Here is a 20079-nt window from a genome sequence, read left to right on the forward strand (position 1 = left end):
CTAGTCTGCTATCATACTAACTTGATCCGTTTTATATATTTTATGAATCTTTTGCTTAGTCAACTCTGAAGGCCTTCCATTAAAAATTATTTTTCCACCATTAATTCCAATAATTTTATCAGAATACTTCATCGCCACATCTACTTGATGCAGATTCAAAATACAAGTGAGTCCCATTTCCTTGTTAATATTCTTTAATTGATCCATAATTATTTTTGAGGAATTGGGATCTAACGATGCAATAGGTTCATCACATAGCATTAGTTTTGGATTTTGAATTAAAGCTCTTGCAATACCTACTCTTTGCTTTTGTCCACCACTTAACTCATCACACCTTTTATAGGCTTCATTTTGTAATCCAAGCTTTTCAATAATTCTAAAAGCCTGTTGTTTTTCGTCTTCTGTATATATTCCAATAACACCTGCTATAACTGACTTATATCCAAGTCTTCCGTGTAATACATTTTCAATAACACTTAATCTCTCTACTAAATTATAATTTTGAAAGATCATTCCTATTTTAGTTCTAAGTTCTCTTAAGCCTTTTCTATTTAAATCTTGTATTTTAGTTTCATCAAATGTGATGCTTCCATGTGTTGCATCAATCAACCTATTAATGCATCGTAGGAGTGTTGACTTTCCAGCTCCTGATGGTCCTATTACAGAAACAAATTCTCCTTTTTTTACTGAAAAACCAATGTTCGACAAAGCTTTAGTTCCACCTTTATATACTTTGCTTATATCATTAACTTCTAGCAATTCCATTTTCCCCAATTCTCCTTTTTTAAAATATTGCCTCGCAGATAACTACGAGGTAATCAAATTTATTTAACAACATCTCTAGCCGGATCAAACCATGAATCTTCAACTTTTAAGAATCTTTCATTTCCTTCTTTAGCAAATAAGGCTTTAATATCCGAACCTTCTTTAACAAATATTTTAGAGTTATTAGCCACTTCATCAGAAGTAAGTGCATCTAATATTTTCTTTTGATCTTCTGCACTTATAGCATCTGTATTTATAGCAAATGGTGAATTTAAAACTGGTACATTTGCAATTGTTGTAAATTCTTTTCCATATAATGAATTAAATGGCTCTGACGCACCATCTTTAACTTTATAAGTTGTACCAAGTTCATCAAATTTTCCACTTACTGCATCAATATAATTTTCTAAAGTTATATCACAAAATGCTGCCACATCAGCTTTTCCTGTTAATACATTTACTGCTGAACCTTGATGTGATCCACCAAATAATACTTCACTAAAAAATTTATCATTTCCACCTTGCATCAAATCATCTGTTGTTAAGTCCTTCCACTTATCTTGTTTAGAAAAATAAGATACTATTGATTGTGCTGGTACCTTAAATCCTGAGCTAGAACTATTGGATACATAAGATATCTTCTTACCTTGGATGTTATCTAACGTATATTTACCATCCTTTTTATATTCATCTGCCATATCTGCTGGTACTGCAAGCCAACTATAATAAACAGCATCGTCAATAGTTCCTGATTTGCCACTTGAAACAACTAAAGGTTGAACCTTATTATTCTTTTTATTCGCTTGGATATAACCTTCAGGTCCCATATATGCAATTCCAGCTGTACCATTAACAATTGATTCAACTACTACAGAATAATCAGTAGTAAGTTTATGTTCTACTTTCTTTCCTGTTGCTTTTTCAATTACTTTACCAATTTCATCACGAGCCTCTGCTAAATCTCCAGCGGATTCATTTGGATACCAAACCATTGTAATTGTGTCTGATGATTTAGCACCACCATTTGCACTCTTATAATCTACACTTCCACATCCTACAAGCATTGTCATAGAAAGTAGAAAACTTATTATTAGTGTTAAAACTTTTTTCATTATTAAATATCTCCCCTCAAAATAAATCATTTTTCAGTTTTAGTATTAAGCTGTTTTTATAACAACTTTTAAAAATAATTAGTATAAAAATTTTAAGCTTAAAAATCCAAGTTCATTTATTGAACAACACCATATTAACATCGTTCATTGTTCAATACAATACGTTCATTAGTTTTTTGGAAATAAAATATAATTTTGGATATTTATCTAGTAATATACTTATAAAAAAATCCTCGCTCAGCTAAAAACTGAACGAGGAAGTTAAAACTATAATTTTCCTTTACTTATAAAATATTTTATTTGTCTATTCCTTAAAAGCTTTATAAAAAAATAGCCTATAATTACAAAACCTATTAATTCAGGCAAGTAATAACTTACATCTGTGATGAGTCTAAACATATCGCTGCTTATCCAATTACCTTCTGGCCTTGATGGAAACTTCCATCCAAAAACGGAGTAGCTAAAATAAAGAGACTGTTGCACTAAATAATTAATGCGGCAGCCTCTTTAAATACTTTATTTATTTTTTAATATAATTTGATATTAACCTAAACCTATCTAAAAATATCCTGGGTAAATTCATTTAAATCTACATCCCCATTAATTCCATCAATAGAACCTTGATCTGTATATTGGCATCCAACTCTAGAACTCCAAATATTATTAGATGGTAAATTATATAACCTCTTAGAGTAATTAGCTTCCCATAATGAATATGGAGCTAATCTAGTATCTAAACTATTTATAAAATCTGAATATGTATATATACATAAATCCATATTACTTAATCTTTTAAATTCATTTATGAATCTTATTGTATAATCCATAGTATCAAATCCATATGTTTCAATATCTAAAACTGGTTTTAAATCGCTTTGCTTATCTTTTATATGATTATAAAAATTTTGAGCTTGTGTTTCTGGAGCGCTTGTTCCAACTAAAAAATGATAGAATCCAGTCTTTAACCCTGCACTTTTAGCCCCATTATAATAAGTTTCTAAATAATTATCTACATAGGTTGTCCCTTCAGTAGCTTTTATGTATACACATTGAATTCCCGCTGATTTCACTTTTGTAAAATTTATATCTCCATTGTAATGACTAATATCTATACCTTTATATATACCACTTGACGCAGGACTAGAATTGCTATTATTACTTGAGGTTACTGCTTCTAATCTCTTACCATCAGAACCTATTTTATATCCACCTGCTATAGTATCTTTAAGTAATCTTCCTGTAGATGGATCTAAATAATAATAATCACTTCCTGAATTTACCCAGCCTGTTGACATACTACCATTATTATTAAAATAATACCAGTAATTATTTAACTTAACCCAACCTTTTGCCATCGCTCCACTGCTATATAGCATATAGGTATTATTATCTATTACATTAAGACCAGTTACCATACCACCTGACTCATTCAAAAAATACCAAGTATTGTTTAATAGTTTCCAACCTGTACTCATGGACCCTGACTTATCTAAGTAATACCATGTACCACTACTATATATCCAACCTGTTGCCATTTTTCCATCATAATTTAAATAATACCAATTACTATCTGGTTTAATCCAACCTGTTGCTCTAGTATTATCTGATCTGTAGTAATACCAATATCCATTTTCTTTTTTCCAACCAATAGTTGATGTTATATTTGCAGGGCCATTTGCAATATTATTAATGTTTTTAGTCGTGTATTTCGAAATAACATTTAAAACATTTGGCTTATTTTCAGGTGTTCCGGGATTTGGGCCTGAATTTGATGATTGAGTAGCAGCACTATCCGATGTTGTTTGAGGTTCAGCAATTGCAGCTTGTACACTTAATGCTTGACCAGAACTCAGCACAATTGCAAGAGTTAAAACAAATGAAGTAGTTTTTCCCTTAATATTCACAGAAATCGTTCTCCCTTTACTTATCATTAGTTATGCATGCTGACTTGTTACTTTATTAAAGCACTCATCAGTAAATATAGTTCATTTTAAATTATATAATCCTCTCCACTTCTAGGCAACAATTTTACTATGGGTGTTGAGGAAAATAATAGAATAAATCACAGTACTAAACGTGTATTTAGTACTGTGCTTATAATTTAATAAATTGATAATTAACTATAAGTTTATACGATAATTCTTTGCATTTCTAAATCATCTAAGCATTGAAAATAATTTTTGTGGTAAATTATCTAAGGATACCTGTTTTTCAACCGCACCTATATTATATGCTACCTTTGGCATCCCATAAACAATAGAAGATTTTTCATCTTGGCCTAATGTCCTTGCTCCACATTTTCTCATGGATAGAAGTCCTTTAGCCCCATCATATCCCATACCTGTAAGAATAATTCCTATAGCTTTATTTCCACAAGCTTTTGCTACTGATTCAAATAGCACATCAACAGACGGGCAATGACCATTTACTTTATCACCATAAAAACACTCAACTTTATACATGCTGCCAACTTTTCTAATTATCATATGCTTATCACCAGGCGCTATCAACACCTTACCGTTTTCTAAGAAATCACCAGTCTGTGCCTCTTTTACTTTAAGGTTAGTGCAATTATTAAGTCTCTCGGCAAACATCCTAGAAAAAATAGGAGGAATATGTTGAACAATAACGATGCCTGGAGTATTCTTAGGAAGATGGCTAAGTAATCTATGTATAGCTTCAGTCCCACCAGTTGATGCTCCTATAGCAATTATTTTATCCGTATCAGATGCTTCACTAGTAACTGAATTAATTGCTGAAATACTTTTGGACATTGATACTTTGGCAACTGCTGCAATCTTTATTTTCACTATTAAATCATTAATGAAACTTTCAACACTCTTTGCTGACTGAACATCTGGCTTTGTAACAAAATCAACTGCGCCTGCATTAATAGCGTCAAAAACCGCTTCACTTACTGTACTAACAACAATTACAGGAAGTTTATATTGAGGAAGTAATCTACGAATAAACTCAATTCCATTCATTTTAGGCATTTCCACATCGCAGGTCATAACATCAGGTTGAAATTCTAATATTTTATCTCGTGCATCAAAAGCATCAACGGCTATAGCTACTACTTCTATATATGGATCAGATGAAATTCCTCTCGATAATACTTCCCTAAACAACATACTATCATCAACTACCAACACTTTTATTTTTTTAACCATTTGCATAGTATCATCCCCCTCTATTCCTTTCTATATACAGCAGGCATTATATATTTATATTTTGTTTCCTCTCTATTAAGCGATTCTGAATGACCAATAAATAAATATCCTCCACGTTCAGTCATATCATAAAATTTATTAATAAGCTTCGCTTTTGTTTTAGGATCAAAATAAATCATAACATTTCTACAAAATATAACATGAAATTTACGTTTAAATGGAAATATTTCGTCCATGAGATTAAACTTTCTATATATAATTTCATTCCTTATCTTATCTGTAATTATACTATTTTCTTTATCATATTTTTTAAAATAGTTTACCTTCCAACTAGATGGAAGTAAATCTATCTCTTCATTTCCATAAATACCTTTTATTGCCGAATCAAGAACTCTGCTAGAAATATCCGTAGCCAAAATCTTAGAATCCCACCACATTTTTTCCTTGCTAAAAAATTCATCTATAATCATAGCAAGCGTATATGGTTCTTCCCCTGTAGAGCATCCTGCACTCCATATTCTTAAATCTCTATCGCTAGCAACTTTCTTCAAATATGGGAGAACTTTATCTTTAAAATAATTAAAATGATCAATTTCCCTCATAAAGAAGGTATGATTTGTAGTAATCTTATTAATAAGAGTAACTACTGCATTTCCAGTTTTATCTGATATAACATAATCATAATATTCTGAGAAACTCTTAAAATTGTTCTCAATAAGTACATTTTGAAGCCTTCCCATCACAAGTGCCTGCTTTTCTTCTTTCAAATTAATACCGTAATTAATTTTTATATAGTCTGCAAATTTTCTAAATTCTTTTTTTGTAATTGTAACCATATGCTTCACCTGCCTAAAAAATAAGGGAGAGCCTTGCGACCACTCCCAATAAATTTATATTAATACTTTCCAAATTCCTTATCACTCAATATAATTTTAGATTTTACAGATTCATTTTCTTTGTATCCATCATTAGAATACGACGTTTGATGTTTCTTTTTTTCAGACATTTCATCAAGCATTTTTAATACTTCTGGATTAAGTTCATTTAAAGCATTATATGATTTTACATTCTTCTTTAATTCAAATTTACTAACCATTTCTTTAAGAAGTACAGCTTGTGTGGACAGTTCTTCACTTGCTGCAGCACCTTCCTCTGAAGTGGCTGAGTTACTTTGAACAACCTGTGAAACTTCCATAATCCCCTGATTTATTTGGCTCAGTCCTGTAGACTGCTCATTTGAGGCAATAGCAATATCACTTACAAGATTAGCTACATTTTCAACAGCATTTACTATTTCATTAAGAGCACAAGCAGTATCACTTGCAATCTTTGTCCCTCCCTCAGACTTCTTTATAGAATCCTCAATCATATCAGTTGTTTCCTTTGCAGCATTTGCTGAACGTGCAGCAAGATTTCTTACTTCTTCAGCCACAACTGCAAACCCCTTACCATGCTGACCTGCTCTTGCAGCTTCAACGGCAGCATTAAGTGCAAGGATATTTGTTTGAAATGCAATATCATCAATTACTTTAATAATCTTCGAAATATTACCTGAAGCCTCATTTATTTCTTCCATAGCTTTAAGCATTTCCTTCATTTGATTATCACCCTGGATAGCATTTAATTTAGCAGCTTCAGCTAATTCATTTGCTTTATTGGCATTTTTAGCATTTAAGTGAGTTTGAGAAGATATTTCTTCAAGAGATGCAGTCAATTCCTCAATTGAACTTGCCTGCTCTGTTGCACCTTGTGAAAGAGCTATACTCGAATCAGATATCTGCTTTGAACCTGAAGCAACTTGTTCTGCTGCATTACTAATATTGCTTAAAACATCATTATTTCTTTCAATCATTTGTGATAGTTTTTTTCCAAGTAGATCATTCTCGGATTTAACTGAAACTTCGAAATTCAAATCTCCTGAAGCCATTCTTTCAGCAGCTAAAGCTTGTCCTCGAATATTTTCTATCATCCTTCCAAATGATTCTGCAAGACTGCCTATTTCATCTTTGCTATCCGCTTCAACATTAACATTTATATCACCTAAAGCAAGCTTATTTGCAGCTTCTACCATTTTCTTTACAGGTGCACTTATAATCTTAGATATGAATAATCCAAGACCAATAGCCATAATTACTCCAAAAGCTATTACAAGAATCATTGTTGTAATTGTTTTACTTGCTAAAGCTGAATTATTATCTGAAGATTGTTTTGCTAAATCTGTTTTCAAATTTGTTAGATTATCAATACTACTTTCTACCTTATCCGCTATTGTTGTTCCCTCTGTATATAAGCCATCTATTGCCTGTTGTTCTTGATTTGTTGTTATAAGACTTACTTCCTTATCTCTAAATTGTTCAAAGGAATCCATTACCTTTTTTAAATCATTGAAATTCTTAAGCACATCAGGATTTTGTATTCCTTTTTCAAAATGTGACATACTAGCATTTATTTCTTCATCTAGACTTTTGAATTTATTTATGCTGTCCTGTCTTTTACCTGAATCTTTTACTATCATTAAATCTCTTAATAGTGATCTTTCTCTTTGATAACTATTTGCTATACTTGTCAAATCTGGCATTGTAGCAGTCTGATACTGATATAAATTAGTATCCAAATTGTTAATTTTTTCAACATTAATAATACCTACTACCCCTACAACCCCTGCAATAAATGCTACAGTAATGAAAGCCATTATTAACTTTTGTGCAATTTTCAAATTATAAAACCATTTCATTATTATTTCTCCTTAATACTTATTACTAAGAATTAGTTTTGCATTGCTCCACTTAAATCTTCAAGTTCATCTTGAGATAAAAGTTTTTCACAATCAAGTAGCAGCTTTACACTTTCTCCAACTTTACCTATACTTTGTATATATTTATTATTAGTCCCATTATTCATTTTCGGTGGCTCTACAATATCCTCATCTGGAATTGTAAGTACTTCTGCCACATTATCTACTATAAGACCTATAGAAATATCATTAATATCTACAACAATTACACAAGTTCTATCATTATATTCGCGTGAATCTTTTCTAAAACGTAGTCTTACATCCATAACAGGAATTATTTTACCTCTAAGATTTATAATTCCTTTAACGTAATCTGGAAGCTGTGGAATTTCTGTTATAGTCTGAATTCCTATTATTTCCGTTACATACTTAATTTCTATCCCGTAGGTTTCCCTGCCAAGTGAGAATGTTAAATACCTACCTTTTTGAGTATCTTCTATTGACTCCAAATTATCTTCATTTAAATTTGCCATGTCTTCATTCCCTCCTTATTTAATAATTAATCAATCCTGCGGCATCAAGTATTAAACTGATACTTCCATCCCCTAATAATGTGCAGCCTGATAATCCATTTATCTTATTAAATTTTTTAATATACTGTGGTAATGCTTTTACAACTACTTGATACTGGCCAATTAATTCATCAGCAAATATACAAATGCTTTTATCTTCGCTGCTAATCATAACAATAATCCCATCTGAAATATTCACTACGTTAGTTTTTACTTTATACAATTTATGTAATCTCAAAATTGAATAACATTTACCTCTAATCATAATACTCTCATTACCATCAGGATCAATTATTATATCATTTTCCTTTGCTCTAAAGGATTCTTTAATACTTTTAACTGGTATTGTATAATTTGATTTACCTACTTTTATTGTCATTCCATCCATAGTAGCAAGAGTTAATGGTATTTTTAATGTTATAGTAGTTCCTACATCTTGCTTACTGTCGATTGAAACAGTTCCGCCAACCAAATTTATATTTTTTGTTACTACATCCATGCCAACACCACGTCCAGAGAATTCTGTTACTTTCTCTTTAGTTGAAAAACCTGGGAGAAAAATATATGAGAAAACTTCTTTATCTGCAATCTCATTTTCAGGTCTATTTATAAGTCCATTTTCCCTTGCTCTAGCAAGAACCTTTTCTCTATTTAACCCTTTACCATCATCACTTATAATTATAAGTACATCTCCGCCTTCATTTCTTGCTTCCAAAGTAATTGTACCTATTTCTAACTTGCCTTTTGCACTTCTCTCATCTGAGGATTCTAAACCATGGTCAATCGAATTTCTCACAATATGCATAAGTGGATCCGATATATGTTCTATGATATTTTTATCAACTTCCGTATCTTCTCCTATGATTTTTAACTTTACTTCTTTTGATAGCTTTTTTGACATATCACGAACAATCCTATTCATTTTTTGAAATGTTGCAGCTAGAGGAACCATCCTTATTGACATCACAATATCTTGAAGCTCGCCTGTAATTTTTTCTAATTGCCTTGCTGCCTTCTGAAAATTATCAAGAGACAATCCCTTTAAATCTGGATTTTGAGTTACCATAGCTTCTGAGATAACTAATTCTCCAATCATATCCATGAGTTGATCAAGCTTAGAAACATTTACACTTATTATATTTTGGTGAGAAGAATTTGATTGCTTGCCCTTATTAGTATTTTCTGATTTCCCGTTTTGAACTTCTATAATCTTAGGGCTACATGGAATCTCTGCCGGATTTTCTTCTATACAATCCTGCTCTTTCCTACCAAACTTATTTAAATCCTCATTATCTTCTTCTTGAATAAGTTTAAATTCTTTTAACAATACTATCTGCGTAAAAAATTTATGTATTTCTTCGTATCCTTTATCTGTATTAAACGATATTTTAAAACCTTCATTACGAATAATTTCAATACTTTTCTCATTTCCAAAAACTTCTTCAGGAATATGATAAATTTCTTCTGCCAATCCGTTAAGATCATTTATTATACTGAACGCTCTGATATCCTCCATCTCACATCCATCTTCAAAATAAATTGTAGCTTTGAATACATTTTTTCTTAAATTATCACAAGCTGCTGAATTTATATATTCTTGTGGTTCACCACTTTTTTCATTAATCCTCTCTTCATCGATCGCCACATTATTTTCTTTTAAGTATGATAAAAATTCCTTTATATCTGAAATAAGCGTTGCTGTATCACCATCAGGATTTTCCTTTTCAATAATCTTATCCACTTCAGTTTTAATAAAATCTATTCCCTCTAAGACTATATCTGAAAGTCTTGAACAATCAACATTTGCTGATTTATTTTCACGTAGAAAATAGAATAAATCTTCAATTGAGTGGGCTACTGTCGTTATAGTATTGAACATCATCATTCCAGATGAACCTTTTATAGTGTGCATTATTCTAAATACTTCATTGATGGCTTCCTCTGTAAGAGAACCAACTTTTTCACTATCTATTATGACCTGTTCAATCTGTTCAACAAGCTGCGTAGTTTCAAATATATACATATCAAGCATGGGCTCTTGAATAAAATTATCTGACAATTAGTTCACTCCGTTCCAAAATATATATTAAATTCCTAATACTTGTGTTAAAGTTTTCACCATAAATTCTTCTTTAAAAGGCTTTACTATAAATGATTTAGCACCAGCTATTACAGATTCACGTATAAGCATATCTTGCCCCATAGCTGAAATCATAACTACCTTTACATTTGGATTAATCTTTTTCATTTCTTTTAAAGCATCAATACCGCTCATTTCAGGCATTGTAATATCCATGGTCACAACATCCGGATTTAATTCCACATATTTTTGTACTCCGATAATTCCATTTTCAGCTTCGCCAACTACTTCGAACCCATTATTCTCCAACATGGATTTCAAAGTAACCCTCATAAATGCTGCGTCATCAACTATAAGAACTCTTTTCATTATCATAACTCCTCCTTCTTATTAAGAAAAAAATAAGCAGACAATAAACATATTGCCTGCCATGAAATAAACCACTAACATTTTTGGCAACCTGACTATCATGGCATTACTTATTGCTTTAGACTCATGGCTTTGCGTCTCCACCTTTCAATGGATTTGCTATTTACAATATTTGATTTACTAAATATTTTATTTACTAAGTTTTTTTAAATATAGTGATAGTATATAATAAGATTTAAATTTAAATACAAATTACAATTATCATAATTATAATAGCATATTTTAAAAGTCGAATCAATAAATTTTATGGAGAATCATGAGTTGTATAGTAAATAATCCAAGATATTTGAAGAATGGATTATTTAGTTATATTACAAAGCTTATGTAAGAAAATAAAGGAGTAGTTTCTTAATTTTAAACTACTCCTTTTCTTAATACACCAATCACAGACTTATATTAATTAATATTTTCCAAAGTCATTATCGCTTAATATAATTTTAGTTTTTGTAATTGCTGGTTCTCTATATTCCTCATTAATATGAGATGTTTGATACTTCTTTTTTTCAGCCATTTCGTCAAGCATTTTTAACACTTCTGGATTAAGTTCATTTAAGGTATTATATGATTTTACACTTTGTTTTAATTTAAAATTACTAACCATTTCTCTAAGAAGTTCAGCTTGACTTGATAATTCTTCACTTGCTGCAGCACCTTCTTCTGAAGTAGCTGAATTACTTTGAACAACCTGCGACACTTCAACAATGCCTTGATTTATTTGTCCAAGAGCTGTAGACTGTTCAGTTGAAGCAATAGCAATATCACTTATAAGGTTTGCTACATTTTCAACAGCATTTACTATTTCATTAAGAGCATTAGCCGTATCTATTGCAATCTTTGTCCCACCCTCAGACTTATTTATTGAATTCTCAATCATGTAAGTTGTTTCCTTTGCGGCATTTGCTGAACGTGCAGCAAGATTTCTTACTTCTTCAGCTACAACTGCAAATCCCTTACCATGATGTCCTGCTCTTGCAGCCTCAACAGCAGCATTAAGTGCAAGTATGTTGGTTTGAAATGCAATATCATCAATTACTTTAATAACCTTTGAAATATTGCTTGCAGCATCATTTATCGCTTCCATAGCTTTAAGCATTTCTTTCATCTGATTATTACCTTGAATAGCATTTAATTTAGCAACTTCAGTCAGTTCATTTGCTTTATTAGCGTTTTGAGCATTTAAGTGTGTTTGAGAAGATATTTCTTCAACAGATGCAGTCAATTCCTCAATTGAACTTGCCTGTTCTGTTGCTCCCTGTGAAAGTGCTATACTTGAATAAGATATCTGTTTTGAACCAGATGCTACTTGTTCTGCCGCACTTCTAATATTACTTAGGACCTCATTATTCTTCTCAATCATTCTTCTAAATGATTCTGCAAGACTGCCTATTTCATCTTTGGTGTCCGTTTCAACATCAACGCTCATATCACCTAAAGCAATTTTATTGGCAACCTCCACCATTTTATTTATAGGTCTGCCTATAATTCGAGCTATGACTATCCCAAGAACAATTGCTATAATCACTCCAAAAGTTAGTACAACAATCATTGTAATAGTTGCTCTGCTTGCTGAAGCTGAATTATTATCTGAAGCATTTTTTGCTAAATTTATTTTTAGACTTGTCAAGTTACTAATAGTAGTGTCTAAATTATCTGCTATTCCTGATATATCTGTATATAAAATTTCTGTTGCTTGCTGCTCCTGATTTGTTGTTATAAAATTTATCGCCTTATCTCTATATTGTTTAAATGAACTTAATAATTTTTTTAAGTCATTTAGATTTTTAATTACCTCAGAATCTTTCGAATTACTTTCTAAATGTTGCATACTAGTATCAATTTCATCATCTAAGGCTTTAAATCTGTTTATATTCTCTTGTATTTTACTTAAATCTTTTACGATTAATAAGTCTTTTAATATTCCTCTCTCTATTCGATAGTTATTTACTATATCTATCAAATCTGGCATTGTAGCAGTATGACGCTCATATAACTCAGTATCAAGATTGTTAATTTTGTTAATATTCACAATACCTACTACACCTACAACTCCTGCAATAAAGGCTACAGTAACAAAGCCTAAGATTAACTTTGTTGCAATTTTTAAATCATAAAACCATTTCATTATTATTTCCCCCTACCGATTATTACTAACTTGTTAATAAAATAAGCAGGCAATAAAGATATTGCCTGCCATAAAATAAACTACTAATATTTTTGGCAACCTGACTATCATGGCAACAACTATTGCTTTAGACTCATGGCTTTGCGTCTCCATCTTTCAATGAATTTGCTATTTACAATATTTGATTTACTTAATATTTTTTTAGATATAGCGATAATATATAATAAAGTTTAAATTTATACTTAAATCACAATTATAATATCATATTTCAAAAGTCGAATCAACAATTTTCATGGTGAATTATGAATATCATAGTAAATAATTCAAAAACACAGAACAAAATATACAATTATATTCCTTATTTCCCTAAAATATTTAAAAATACTTATAAAAAAACTCCATTAAAATTTAGAAAAACAAAATAATTGAGAAAATAATATTATTACATGTGATAAATATGAATTTAATTCATTATCCTGTAGCTTGATTTCTATATGATGTGTCTATCCAAAATGAAATTAGACTCACATACGGTTCCTACATTTTATAAGGTTATTTTTAAGATAAGCGGATAATTATGCGCACTAGTGTACATACTAATTTTGTATAAATACTATGTAAGGAGGTATTTTCATGGCAAAGGATAGTCAACCAGATAATAAAGTAGCAAGAATGGAAAAATGTAATTATCAAATACCAATAACTGAAGAAGGCCATAATCATAATCCCAATGCAAAACATAAGTCTGTAGAACAACAAGGTGTTTCAAGTCAACACTTCAATAGATTTGGTAATTAAAACACATAAAAAAATAATAGACCAATATGATATGAAATATACAAATAAAATGGTCCCTATGTCAAGGACATTTTGAAAAAGGCTAGGCAGCTAAAAGCTGGTCCCGATATTGAACAGGGGCCAGCTTTTTAAGTCCCCATTGGTATCTGTAATTATTATAGTAATCCATATAATTATTAATTGTTGATTCTAATTCGTAAAATGTTGTACAAATTTTTAAGTCTATTTCATCTTTCATATGTCCAAAAAATGATTCCTGCGGGGCGTTGTCCCAACAGTTTCCGCGTCTAGACATGGATTGTCCAATTTTATATTTCTTAAGAAGTTTTTGAAATCTAGGACTAGTGTAATGAACGCCTTGATCTGAATGAATAAAAACATCTTTATCAAGTAATTTTTTATGATTCCTCATCAGCTTTTTAACAGTTTCAGTAGCTATATCTAATGTAAGACTTTCTGAAAGATGATACGAGAGAATTTCATTTGTAGAAGCATCTTTAATAGTAGATAAATAGGCTCTATTAGATGCTCCATATGTTAAATAAGCTATATCAGTTAATAATACCTTACCGACCAAACCTTGTTTGAATTCCCTGTTCAAAGTATTAGGTAGAACTGTATGTTCTTTAGTAGCTTTCATCATTCTACGATAAGGGTTTGCCTTTCTAATTGGACACACAATATTATATTTTCTCATAATTCTTTGTATACACTTTCGATTTATTACTCTATTAAATTCATGTTCTAAAACCATTTTTATAGAGCGTGATCCTTTCTTGTAGCCTCTATGATTAAATGCTTTAAGAATTATATGCTTTAATTCTAAATCCTTTTCATCTTTAGAATTACGCTTATTACTTGAATTTAAATAATTATAATATCCTGATCTAGAGACTTCAGCTATTTTGCATAAATGAGAAATTATATTTTTATAACTGTATTTTGAAATTATACTCTGTATGATCTTGAATATTGATGTTGAACTTAATTTATTATTTTTCACCTGCCTTTCTTGCAGCTCGATTTTTTTTAATAGTTCTGCCTCCGCTTTCCAATAAGCAATTTCAGCATCTTTTTTAGCTATTATTTCATTCACGGTTAGTTCACGTTTTAGTGGACGACCACTATTTAATTTTCGAGAATCTCTCAATCCAAGCGCTCCTGATTCATTATAAATATTACGCCATCTTTTACTTGCGCACCAAATTCTATTATTTCCAATAACATCTGTATCAAATCCTGCATCCTGAAAAATATAAATAGGTAGTTTACCTTTGCTACGCTCAGCGATAAAAAGTATTTTAAATTCATCTGTATACGTGATTGCTTTATTTGTGACGTTTTTTATATATTTATTCTTTGATAACAATTCAATTTCTTTATTAGTAAATAGTTTTTTACTCATTAGTTCACATCCTGACTGAATTTATACTTGATTTTATTGTACAAAAAAAGAACCTATAAAAATAGTCTTTTTTAAGTGTCTATTTCATAGGTTCCATTTTAAAAAACATACTGGTCTATTATTTTCTTATAGAAAACCTTATTAAATATTAATTTTTATTTATTTGCTCTCACTAGTTTTTTTGTTATTTAATCTGAAAAAAGTTAACGCAGCTCCCACCAAACTTATTATTGCCGCAGCTATATATACAGTTTTCATACCATATATGAAAGCATCATTTCTTCCTGTTACATAATCTGTAACACGATATCCAATTTTAGAACTCATCATACTATATAAAAGTGTTGTAGCTAAAGCTATACCACATACCATTCCTAAGTTTCTTACAAGTGCATTTACACTTCCTGCAATTCCAAGCTTATCCTTTGGTACTGTTGACATTATCAAAGAATTATTAGGCGATTGAAATAATCCCATACCAATAGACATGATTCCAATAAATATTATTGTAATTAATAAACTTGAATCTACATTTAAAGTGGCCATTAATATTAATCCTAAACTTATAAGTACTAAACCTATAAATGTTAAAACTTCTGAACCAATTTTATCTGATAAACTTCCACTAAGAGGTGCCACTACAGTTAAAAGCAAAGGATAAACCATAAGTATTAATCCAGTATGCTGTGGAGTATAATTCATTACATCCTGAAGATAAAATGGCAAAATAATATTGTTGCAGAATATTGCTATAAATGTTACAAATGCACAAAATATACTTAAAGAAAATAACTTATTACTAAATATTTGCAATTGTAATAGTGGATCTTCTTTTTTCTTCTCCACAAAAATAAATGCTATGAATGAAATGATTGCAACAACAAAACTTGTTAAAATCATTGGATTTGTAAAACCAATGTTTAATCCTTCATCTAAAGCTCCAAAAAGTGGAACTATAGCAAATATAAATAATACAGCACCTAGAATATCCAACTTTCCTTTTGCATTTTTATTACCTTTAGGTAATAATTTAATGGCATAAAACAATGCTATTATACCAATAGGCACATTTATTAAAAATATATATTCCCAGCTGGCTGCACCTACTATAATTCCTCCAAGACCTGGTCCTACTAAAGAACCTAATGCTACAGACGTTCCTAAAAATCCGAGCGCTTTTCCTCTTTCATTTTTAGGAAATGTTTCTGTAATAATCCCTTGATTATTAGCCATAGTTCCAGCAGCGCCTATGGCTTGTACTACTCTTGCCAAAATTAATACTGTAAACGAACTTGTTATTCCACATAGCAAAGATCCAAGTGTAAATAAACCCAATCCGAAAGTAAACATCTTGGATTTTCCAAACATATCTCCAAGTCTTCCAAAAATTAATACTGTCCCGGCAATAACTATTAAATAACTTGTTGCAACTAATTGAATACTAGATGTTGATACATTTAAAGCAATAGCCATTTTAGGTAATGCTACATTTACAATACTGCCATCTAATGCTGACATAACTGTAAACATTAAAACTATAATCAATATAGACCATCTACTTCTATCATTTTCTTTTTGCATTTCTTTTTCCATTTAAATTCCTCCTTTTACTCATTATCCTTTAACCTTTGAGTTTTATTCAAGATCTTCCTTAAGGACTTTGCAGTAATAAGCATCTCTTCTTCTGTTAAATCTTCTGTTAGCAAATCTAAAACTGTCTTAATCTCTTTACGAATTTCAGGTATAAGTTCTTTGGCTTTTGCTGTTAAATATAAATTATAGGCTCTGCTATCTTTCTCATCTTGTTTCTTATATACAAAGTCTAAGTCTATAAGTTTTGTAATTGTTCTTGCTGACATTGATTTATCATTGCCTACTTCTTTACTTAATTTATTTTGGCTGATGCCTTCATTTTTTTCTAAGTTAAATATGTACGGAATTGAACCGCTGCTTAATTCAAATTTCTTTAAAATTCTATCTAAAAAAATTTGTGTATTTCTAAAAATTTTACTATTGAACATTATAAAATTAGTAGTTTCTCTTTCCACAGCTTTTACCTCCTGTAAATTTAATTGACTAGTCAACAATATTATATTGTTTTATTGTTGACTAGTCAACTTTTTCTTCTATAATAGTTTAATCAAACATAAGTATAATATAAATAAAGCTGAGCTTTTTCCAATATAAAAAACTCAGCTTTAAATAAAACATTATATTTAATTTTCAATAGAATGTTAATTGTTGTTTTTCAATACTTCCAATGCTGCAATATTTAATAAACTCCAAGGCTTGTTGAAATGTGGTTGGAAAAAGAAATCTGTCATTGCAAGCTCTTCAACTGTCATATTATTTTGAATTACTACAGATAATGTGTTCATAAACTGAGTAAAATCTAAATTTGAAATTATTTGACCACCTAATACTCTTCTTGTATCTTTATCAAATACTAATTTTAAACTTGCCTCTTCATAAGTAGGCATAAATTCTGGCCTGTAATTATCTTTAACAACAACTGCTCCTACATTAAAATTAGTTGTATTTTTAGCAACTTCTTCAGTAAGTCCTGTAGATGCTATAGATTTTTCATATATCTTGATTCCAGAAGTACCTTGAGTTCCCATATATTTTAGTTTAGGTTCAATTATATTTTGAGCAATTAAAGTTCCCATCCTAACTGCATTAGTAGCTAATGGTATATATCTATTGTCATTAGCTGGATTATATTTAACAATACAACAATCTCCTCCAGCAAAAACATCTTCTTTGCTTGTTCTCATGTATTCATCTATTAATATAGCGCCATTTTCTAATGTTTCTAACTTATCTTTTACAAGAGAAGTACTAGGCTTAAATCCAATACATAATACAACTAAATCTGCATCATATTCTTTATTTTCAGTTACTACATGAGTTACTTTACTATCTTCACCTTTAAATAATTTAACTTTTTCTCCCAAAACTAAATTAATTCCATGATCTTTGAATTCTGCTTCTGCAATATCAGTAAATTCTTTATCTAAATACTTAGACATTATTCTCTCTTCTGCATCTATTAATGTGACATTTTTACCTTTTGTTTTAAAAGCTTCTGCAAGTTCCACTCCAATATATCCAGCACCAATAACAACTATATTTTTTGCATTATTTGTTCTAGATTCTATTTCTTTTGCATGATGATAATTTTTACATAAAAGTATATTCTCTAAATCTCCACCTTCAAATTTAGGTACTATTGGCCATGAACCCAAAGTTAGAACTAATTTATCATAATTATCTTCAAAAATACTATCATCTTCTAAATCTTTAACTTTAACTATTTTATTATTAAAATCAATATCTAACACATCATGCTTCATTTTAGTTGTAACGCCAATAGAATTTAACTTCTCTGGTGAATTATAAAATAACTTTTCTGTTTCAGTAACTACTCCGCCTACACTTAGGGCTATTCCACAAGATAAAAATGATATATTATCATTTCTTTCATAAACTACTACTTCACTTTCTGGATAAAGCTCCTTTAAATTAACAACAGCAGCTGTTCCTGCATGAGTACATCCTATTACTATAACTTTCAATGTTAATCCCTCCTAATTTATATATAAATAATCCTTTTTATTTAATAATCATTATCCACAGCTTTATTATACATTCTTATTCAAAATAAATCAAAACATTTTTTTAATAAGCAAATTCAAAAAATATTATTAGTTTAATAGTAAAAATCAAGTAATTAAAACATAAATCTATATTCTATATCGAATAATATGATTAACTAATAAAATACTTAATATAATTATTAGAAATATAAGTTTAAATTATACTCTATAAATTTTATATATTTATAGAGATTAACGGTGTAACTTATATCTGCATAGTTAATTTTAAATCAACTTTTTGTATAGACAATAAAATAGAGGATATATAATACATAGTCATATAAATTTTTGATTAAAACTTTGACTACGATTAAATATCCTCATATATGTTGCATTTAAATATTTATTAAGTTAATTATACATTTTCTACTGCTGCAGAAATTAGCACCAAATCATCATATCATGCAGACTGAGGACATGGTTGTTTTAAGTCATAAGAGGTTTAATTTCTTGTATATCTTTATAGAATTTAAGCATCAAACCAGCGGTAGTAGCCTGAGCCATTGTTAAAATTTCCGAAGTAATTTTATAAAACCTGACTTGCTTATTTTCTACACTAGAATATTTTGTGTATATTTTTATGGCTTCTTTACTATTAAAATCAATGTAATTCTCTAATGAATTAAAATATATTCCCCCTTCTTTGATTTTGAATTCATTATAATGTTTATGGGCTCTAATCACCCAATTTTCATAACTTTTATGATCATTTAATAACTTAACATTAGCATGTTGAGGAACTGTCAAGTCTTGAATCAAATGACAAGAAGCACCTAAATAGAACATTGAATTTTTAATATCACCATGTAAATACTCATTTAACGCCTTAGTATAATAAGATATACATTCTTTTTTTGCATCATTACTACCATATAATCCTTTATTAGTATTTGGATTATAAAAATGATTACTGCTTTTTAAATCCTGATCAGCCCAAACTACTCCAGCCTCTATATCACTTATATATGATTTCATAATTTTATAAGCTTCTGTATTTCCATCATTTCCAAGCACCGTTAAAGATTGAATATTTATAAATTTATGAACTATACACTCGGTTTTCATAATTCGCTTCTTCACAGGATTTATAGTTTGTAGTATTTTTTTAAATACATATGAATAAAACTTTTCTAAAACATTCATAATCATCATTCCTAAAAGTATATTTATAGTCTAAATTATTATAAACATATTTTTAATTATTATTCATGTAACACGAGAAATAATTAT

The 20079-nt window shown here is 29.8% G+C and carries 16 protein-coding genes and 2 riboswitches; of the genes, 1 reads left to right on the forward strand and 15 read right to left on the reverse strand.

The window, feature by feature from the left end; genetic code table 11:
* The 10 genes from phnC to CLSA_RS11705 all read right to left on the reverse strand — a co-directional run bounded on the left by phnC (nt 1) and on the right by CLSA_RS11705 (nt 12987).
* The gene (phnC, locus tag CLSA_RS11660) at nt 1-765 is read right to left on the reverse strand and encodes a phosphonate ABC transporter ATP-binding protein (RefSeq protein ID WP_022746536.1); all 765 of its coding nucleotides are present in this window, start codon (nt 763-765) and stop codon (nt 1-3) included.
* 59 nt (nt 766-824) lie between these two features.
* Nucleotides 825-1877 (reverse strand): phosphate/phosphite/phosphonate ABC transporter substrate-binding protein, encoded by a 1053-nt coding sequence (locus CLSA_RS11665; protein WP_022746537.1) that lies wholly within the window; start codon nt 1875-1877, stop codon nt 825-827.
* Between the two features lie 554 nt (nt 1878-2431).
* Nucleotides 2432-3781 (reverse strand): GH25 family lysozyme, encoded by a 1350-nt coding sequence (locus CLSA_RS11670; RefSeq protein WP_022746538.1) that lies wholly within the window; start codon nt 3779-3781, stop codon nt 2432-2434.
* Nucleotides 3782-4033: 252 nt separating this feature from the next.
* Nucleotides 4034-5056: a protein-glutamate methylesterase/protein-glutamine glutaminase gene (locus CLSA_RS11675; RefSeq protein ID WP_022746539.1), complete on the reverse strand. Its 1023-nt coding sequence runs from the start codon at nt 5054-5056 to the stop codon at nt 4034-4036.
* A 14-nt stretch (nt 5057-5070) separates the two neighbouring features.
* The gene (locus CLSA_RS11680) at nt 5071-5886 is read right to left on the reverse strand and encodes a CheR family methyltransferase (protein ID WP_022746540.1); all 816 of its coding nucleotides are present in this window, start codon (nt 5884-5886) and stop codon (nt 5071-5073) included.
* Between the two features lie 59 nt (nt 5887-5945).
* A complete protein-coding gene (locus CLSA_RS11685; protein ID WP_022746541.1) occupies nt 5946-7784 on the reverse strand; it encodes a methyl-accepting chemotaxis protein in 1839 nt (612 codons plus the stop codon).
* Between the two features lie 32 nt (nt 7785-7816).
* The gene (locus CLSA_RS11690; RefSeq protein ID WP_022746542.1) at nt 7817-8317 is read right to left on the reverse strand and encodes a chemotaxis protein CheW; all 501 of its coding nucleotides are present in this window, start codon (nt 8315-8317) and stop codon (nt 7817-7819) included.
* Nucleotides 8318-8336: 19 nt separating this feature from the next.
* Entirely contained in the window at nt 8337-10415 is a 2079-nt protein-coding gene (locus tag CLSA_RS11695) for a chemotaxis protein CheA (RefSeq protein WP_041716256.1), read from the reverse strand.
* 27 nt (nt 10416-10442) lie between these two features.
* Nucleotides 10443-10805 (reverse strand): response regulator, encoded by a 363-nt coding sequence (locus CLSA_RS11700; protein WP_041716257.1) that lies wholly within the window; start codon nt 10803-10805, stop codon nt 10443-10445.
* A gap of 82 nt (nt 10806-10887) precedes the next feature.
* Nucleotides 10888-10976, reverse strand: a riboswitch (cyclic di-GMP riboswitch).
* A gap of 289 nt (nt 10977-11265) precedes the next feature.
* Nucleotides 11266-12987, reverse strand: coding sequence for a methyl-accepting chemotaxis protein (locus tag CLSA_RS11705; protein ID WP_022746545.1), 1722 nt, complete (start codon nt 12985-12987; stop codon nt 11266-11268).
* A 91-nt stretch (nt 12988-13078) separates the two neighbouring features.
* A riboswitch (cyclic di-GMP riboswitch) is annotated at nt 13079-13167 on the reverse strand.
* 453 nt (nt 13168-13620) lie between these two features.
* Here CLSA_RS11705 and CLSA_RS23450 point away from each other — a divergent pair.
* A complete protein-coding gene (locus tag CLSA_RS23450) occupies nt 13621-13785 on the forward strand; it encodes a hypothetical protein (protein ID WP_022746546.1) in 165 nt (54 codons plus the stop codon).
* Between the two features lie 82 nt (nt 13786-13867).
* On the opposite strand, the gene CLSA_RS11710 is transcribed toward CLSA_RS23450, so the two are convergent.
* From CLSA_RS11710 to CLSA_RS11730, 5 genes are all read right to left on the reverse strand, one after another.
* The gene (locus CLSA_RS11710) at nt 13868-15190 is read right to left on the reverse strand and encodes an IS3 family transposase (RefSeq protein WP_022744368.1); all 1323 of its coding nucleotides are present in this window, start codon (nt 15188-15190) and stop codon (nt 13868-13870) included.
* Between the two features lie 159 nt (nt 15191-15349).
* A complete protein-coding gene (locus tag CLSA_RS11715) occupies nt 15350-16771 on the reverse strand; it encodes an MFS transporter (RefSeq protein WP_041716584.1) in 1422 nt (473 codons plus the stop codon).
* Between the two features lie 26 nt (nt 16772-16797).
* The gene (locus CLSA_RS11720; RefSeq protein ID WP_022746548.1) at nt 16798-17238 is read right to left on the reverse strand and encodes a MarR family winged helix-turn-helix transcriptional regulator; all 441 of its coding nucleotides are present in this window, start codon (nt 17236-17238) and stop codon (nt 16798-16800) included.
* A gap of 186 nt (nt 17239-17424) precedes the next feature.
* The gene (locus tag CLSA_RS11725) at nt 17425-18768 is read right to left on the reverse strand and encodes an FAD-dependent oxidoreductase (RefSeq protein ID WP_022746549.1); all 1344 of its coding nucleotides are present in this window, start codon (nt 18766-18768) and stop codon (nt 17425-17427) included.
* A 507-nt stretch (nt 18769-19275) separates the two neighbouring features.
* Nucleotides 19276-19992, reverse strand: a complete 717-nt coding sequence (locus CLSA_RS11730; RefSeq protein ID WP_022746550.1) for a zinc dependent phospholipase C family protein — start codon at nt 19990-19992, stop codon at nt 19276-19278.
* Nucleotides 19993-20079 lie beyond the last annotated feature (87 nt).

It is taken from the genome of Clostridium saccharobutylicum DSM 13864, from assembly GCF_000473995.1.
GTDB lineage: Bacteria > Bacillota > Clostridia > Clostridiales > Clostridiaceae > Clostridium > Clostridium saccharobutylicum.

Excerpts from the sequence above, each read along its gene's own strand:
- phnC (WP_022746536.1), bottom strand. The coding sequence starts at position 765 with ATGGAATTGCTAGAAGTTAATGATATAAGCAAAGTATATAAAGGTGGA.
- CLSA_RS11665 (WP_022746537.1), bottom strand. The coding sequence starts at position 1,877 with ATGAAAAAAGTTTTAACACTAATAATAAGTTTTCTACTTTCTATGACA.
- CLSA_RS11675 (WP_022746539.1), bottom strand. The coding sequence starts at position 5,056 with ATGCAAATGGTTAAAAAAATAAAAGTGTTGGTAGTTGATGATAGTATG.
- CLSA_RS11680 (WP_022746540.1), bottom strand. The coding sequence starts at position 5,886 with ATGGTTACAATTACAAAAAAAGAATTTAGAAAATTTGCAGACTATATA.
- CLSA_RS11685 (WP_022746541.1), bottom strand. The coding sequence starts at position 7,784 with ATGAAATGGTTTTATAATTTGAAAATTGCACAAAAGTTAATAATGGCT.
- CLSA_RS11690 (WP_022746542.1), bottom strand. The coding sequence starts at position 8,317 with ATGGCAAATTTAAATGAAGATAATTTGGAGTCAATAGAAGATACTCAA.
- CLSA_RS11700 (WP_041716257.1), bottom strand. The coding sequence starts at position 10,805 with ATGAAAAGAGTTCTTATAGTTGATGACGCAGCATTTATGAGGGTTACT.
- CLSA_RS11705 (WP_022746545.1), bottom strand. The coding sequence starts at position 12,987 with ATGAAATGGTTTTATGATTTAAAAATTGCAACAAAGTTAATCTTAGGC.
- CLSA_RS23450 (WP_022746546.1), top strand. The coding sequence starts at position 13,621 with ATGGCAAAGGATAGTCAACCAGATAATAAAGTAGCAAGAATGGAAAAA.
- CLSA_RS11710 (WP_022744368.1), bottom strand. The coding sequence starts at position 15,190 with ATGAGTAAAAAACTATTTACTAATAAAGAAATTGAATTGTTATCAAAG.
- CLSA_RS11715 (WP_041716584.1), bottom strand. The coding sequence starts at position 16,771 with ATGCAAAAAGAAAATGATAGAAGTAGATGGTCTATATTGATTATAGTT.
- CLSA_RS11730 (WP_022746550.1), bottom strand. The coding sequence starts at position 19,992 with ATGAATGTTTTAGAAAAGTTTTATTCATATGTATTTAAAAAAATACTA.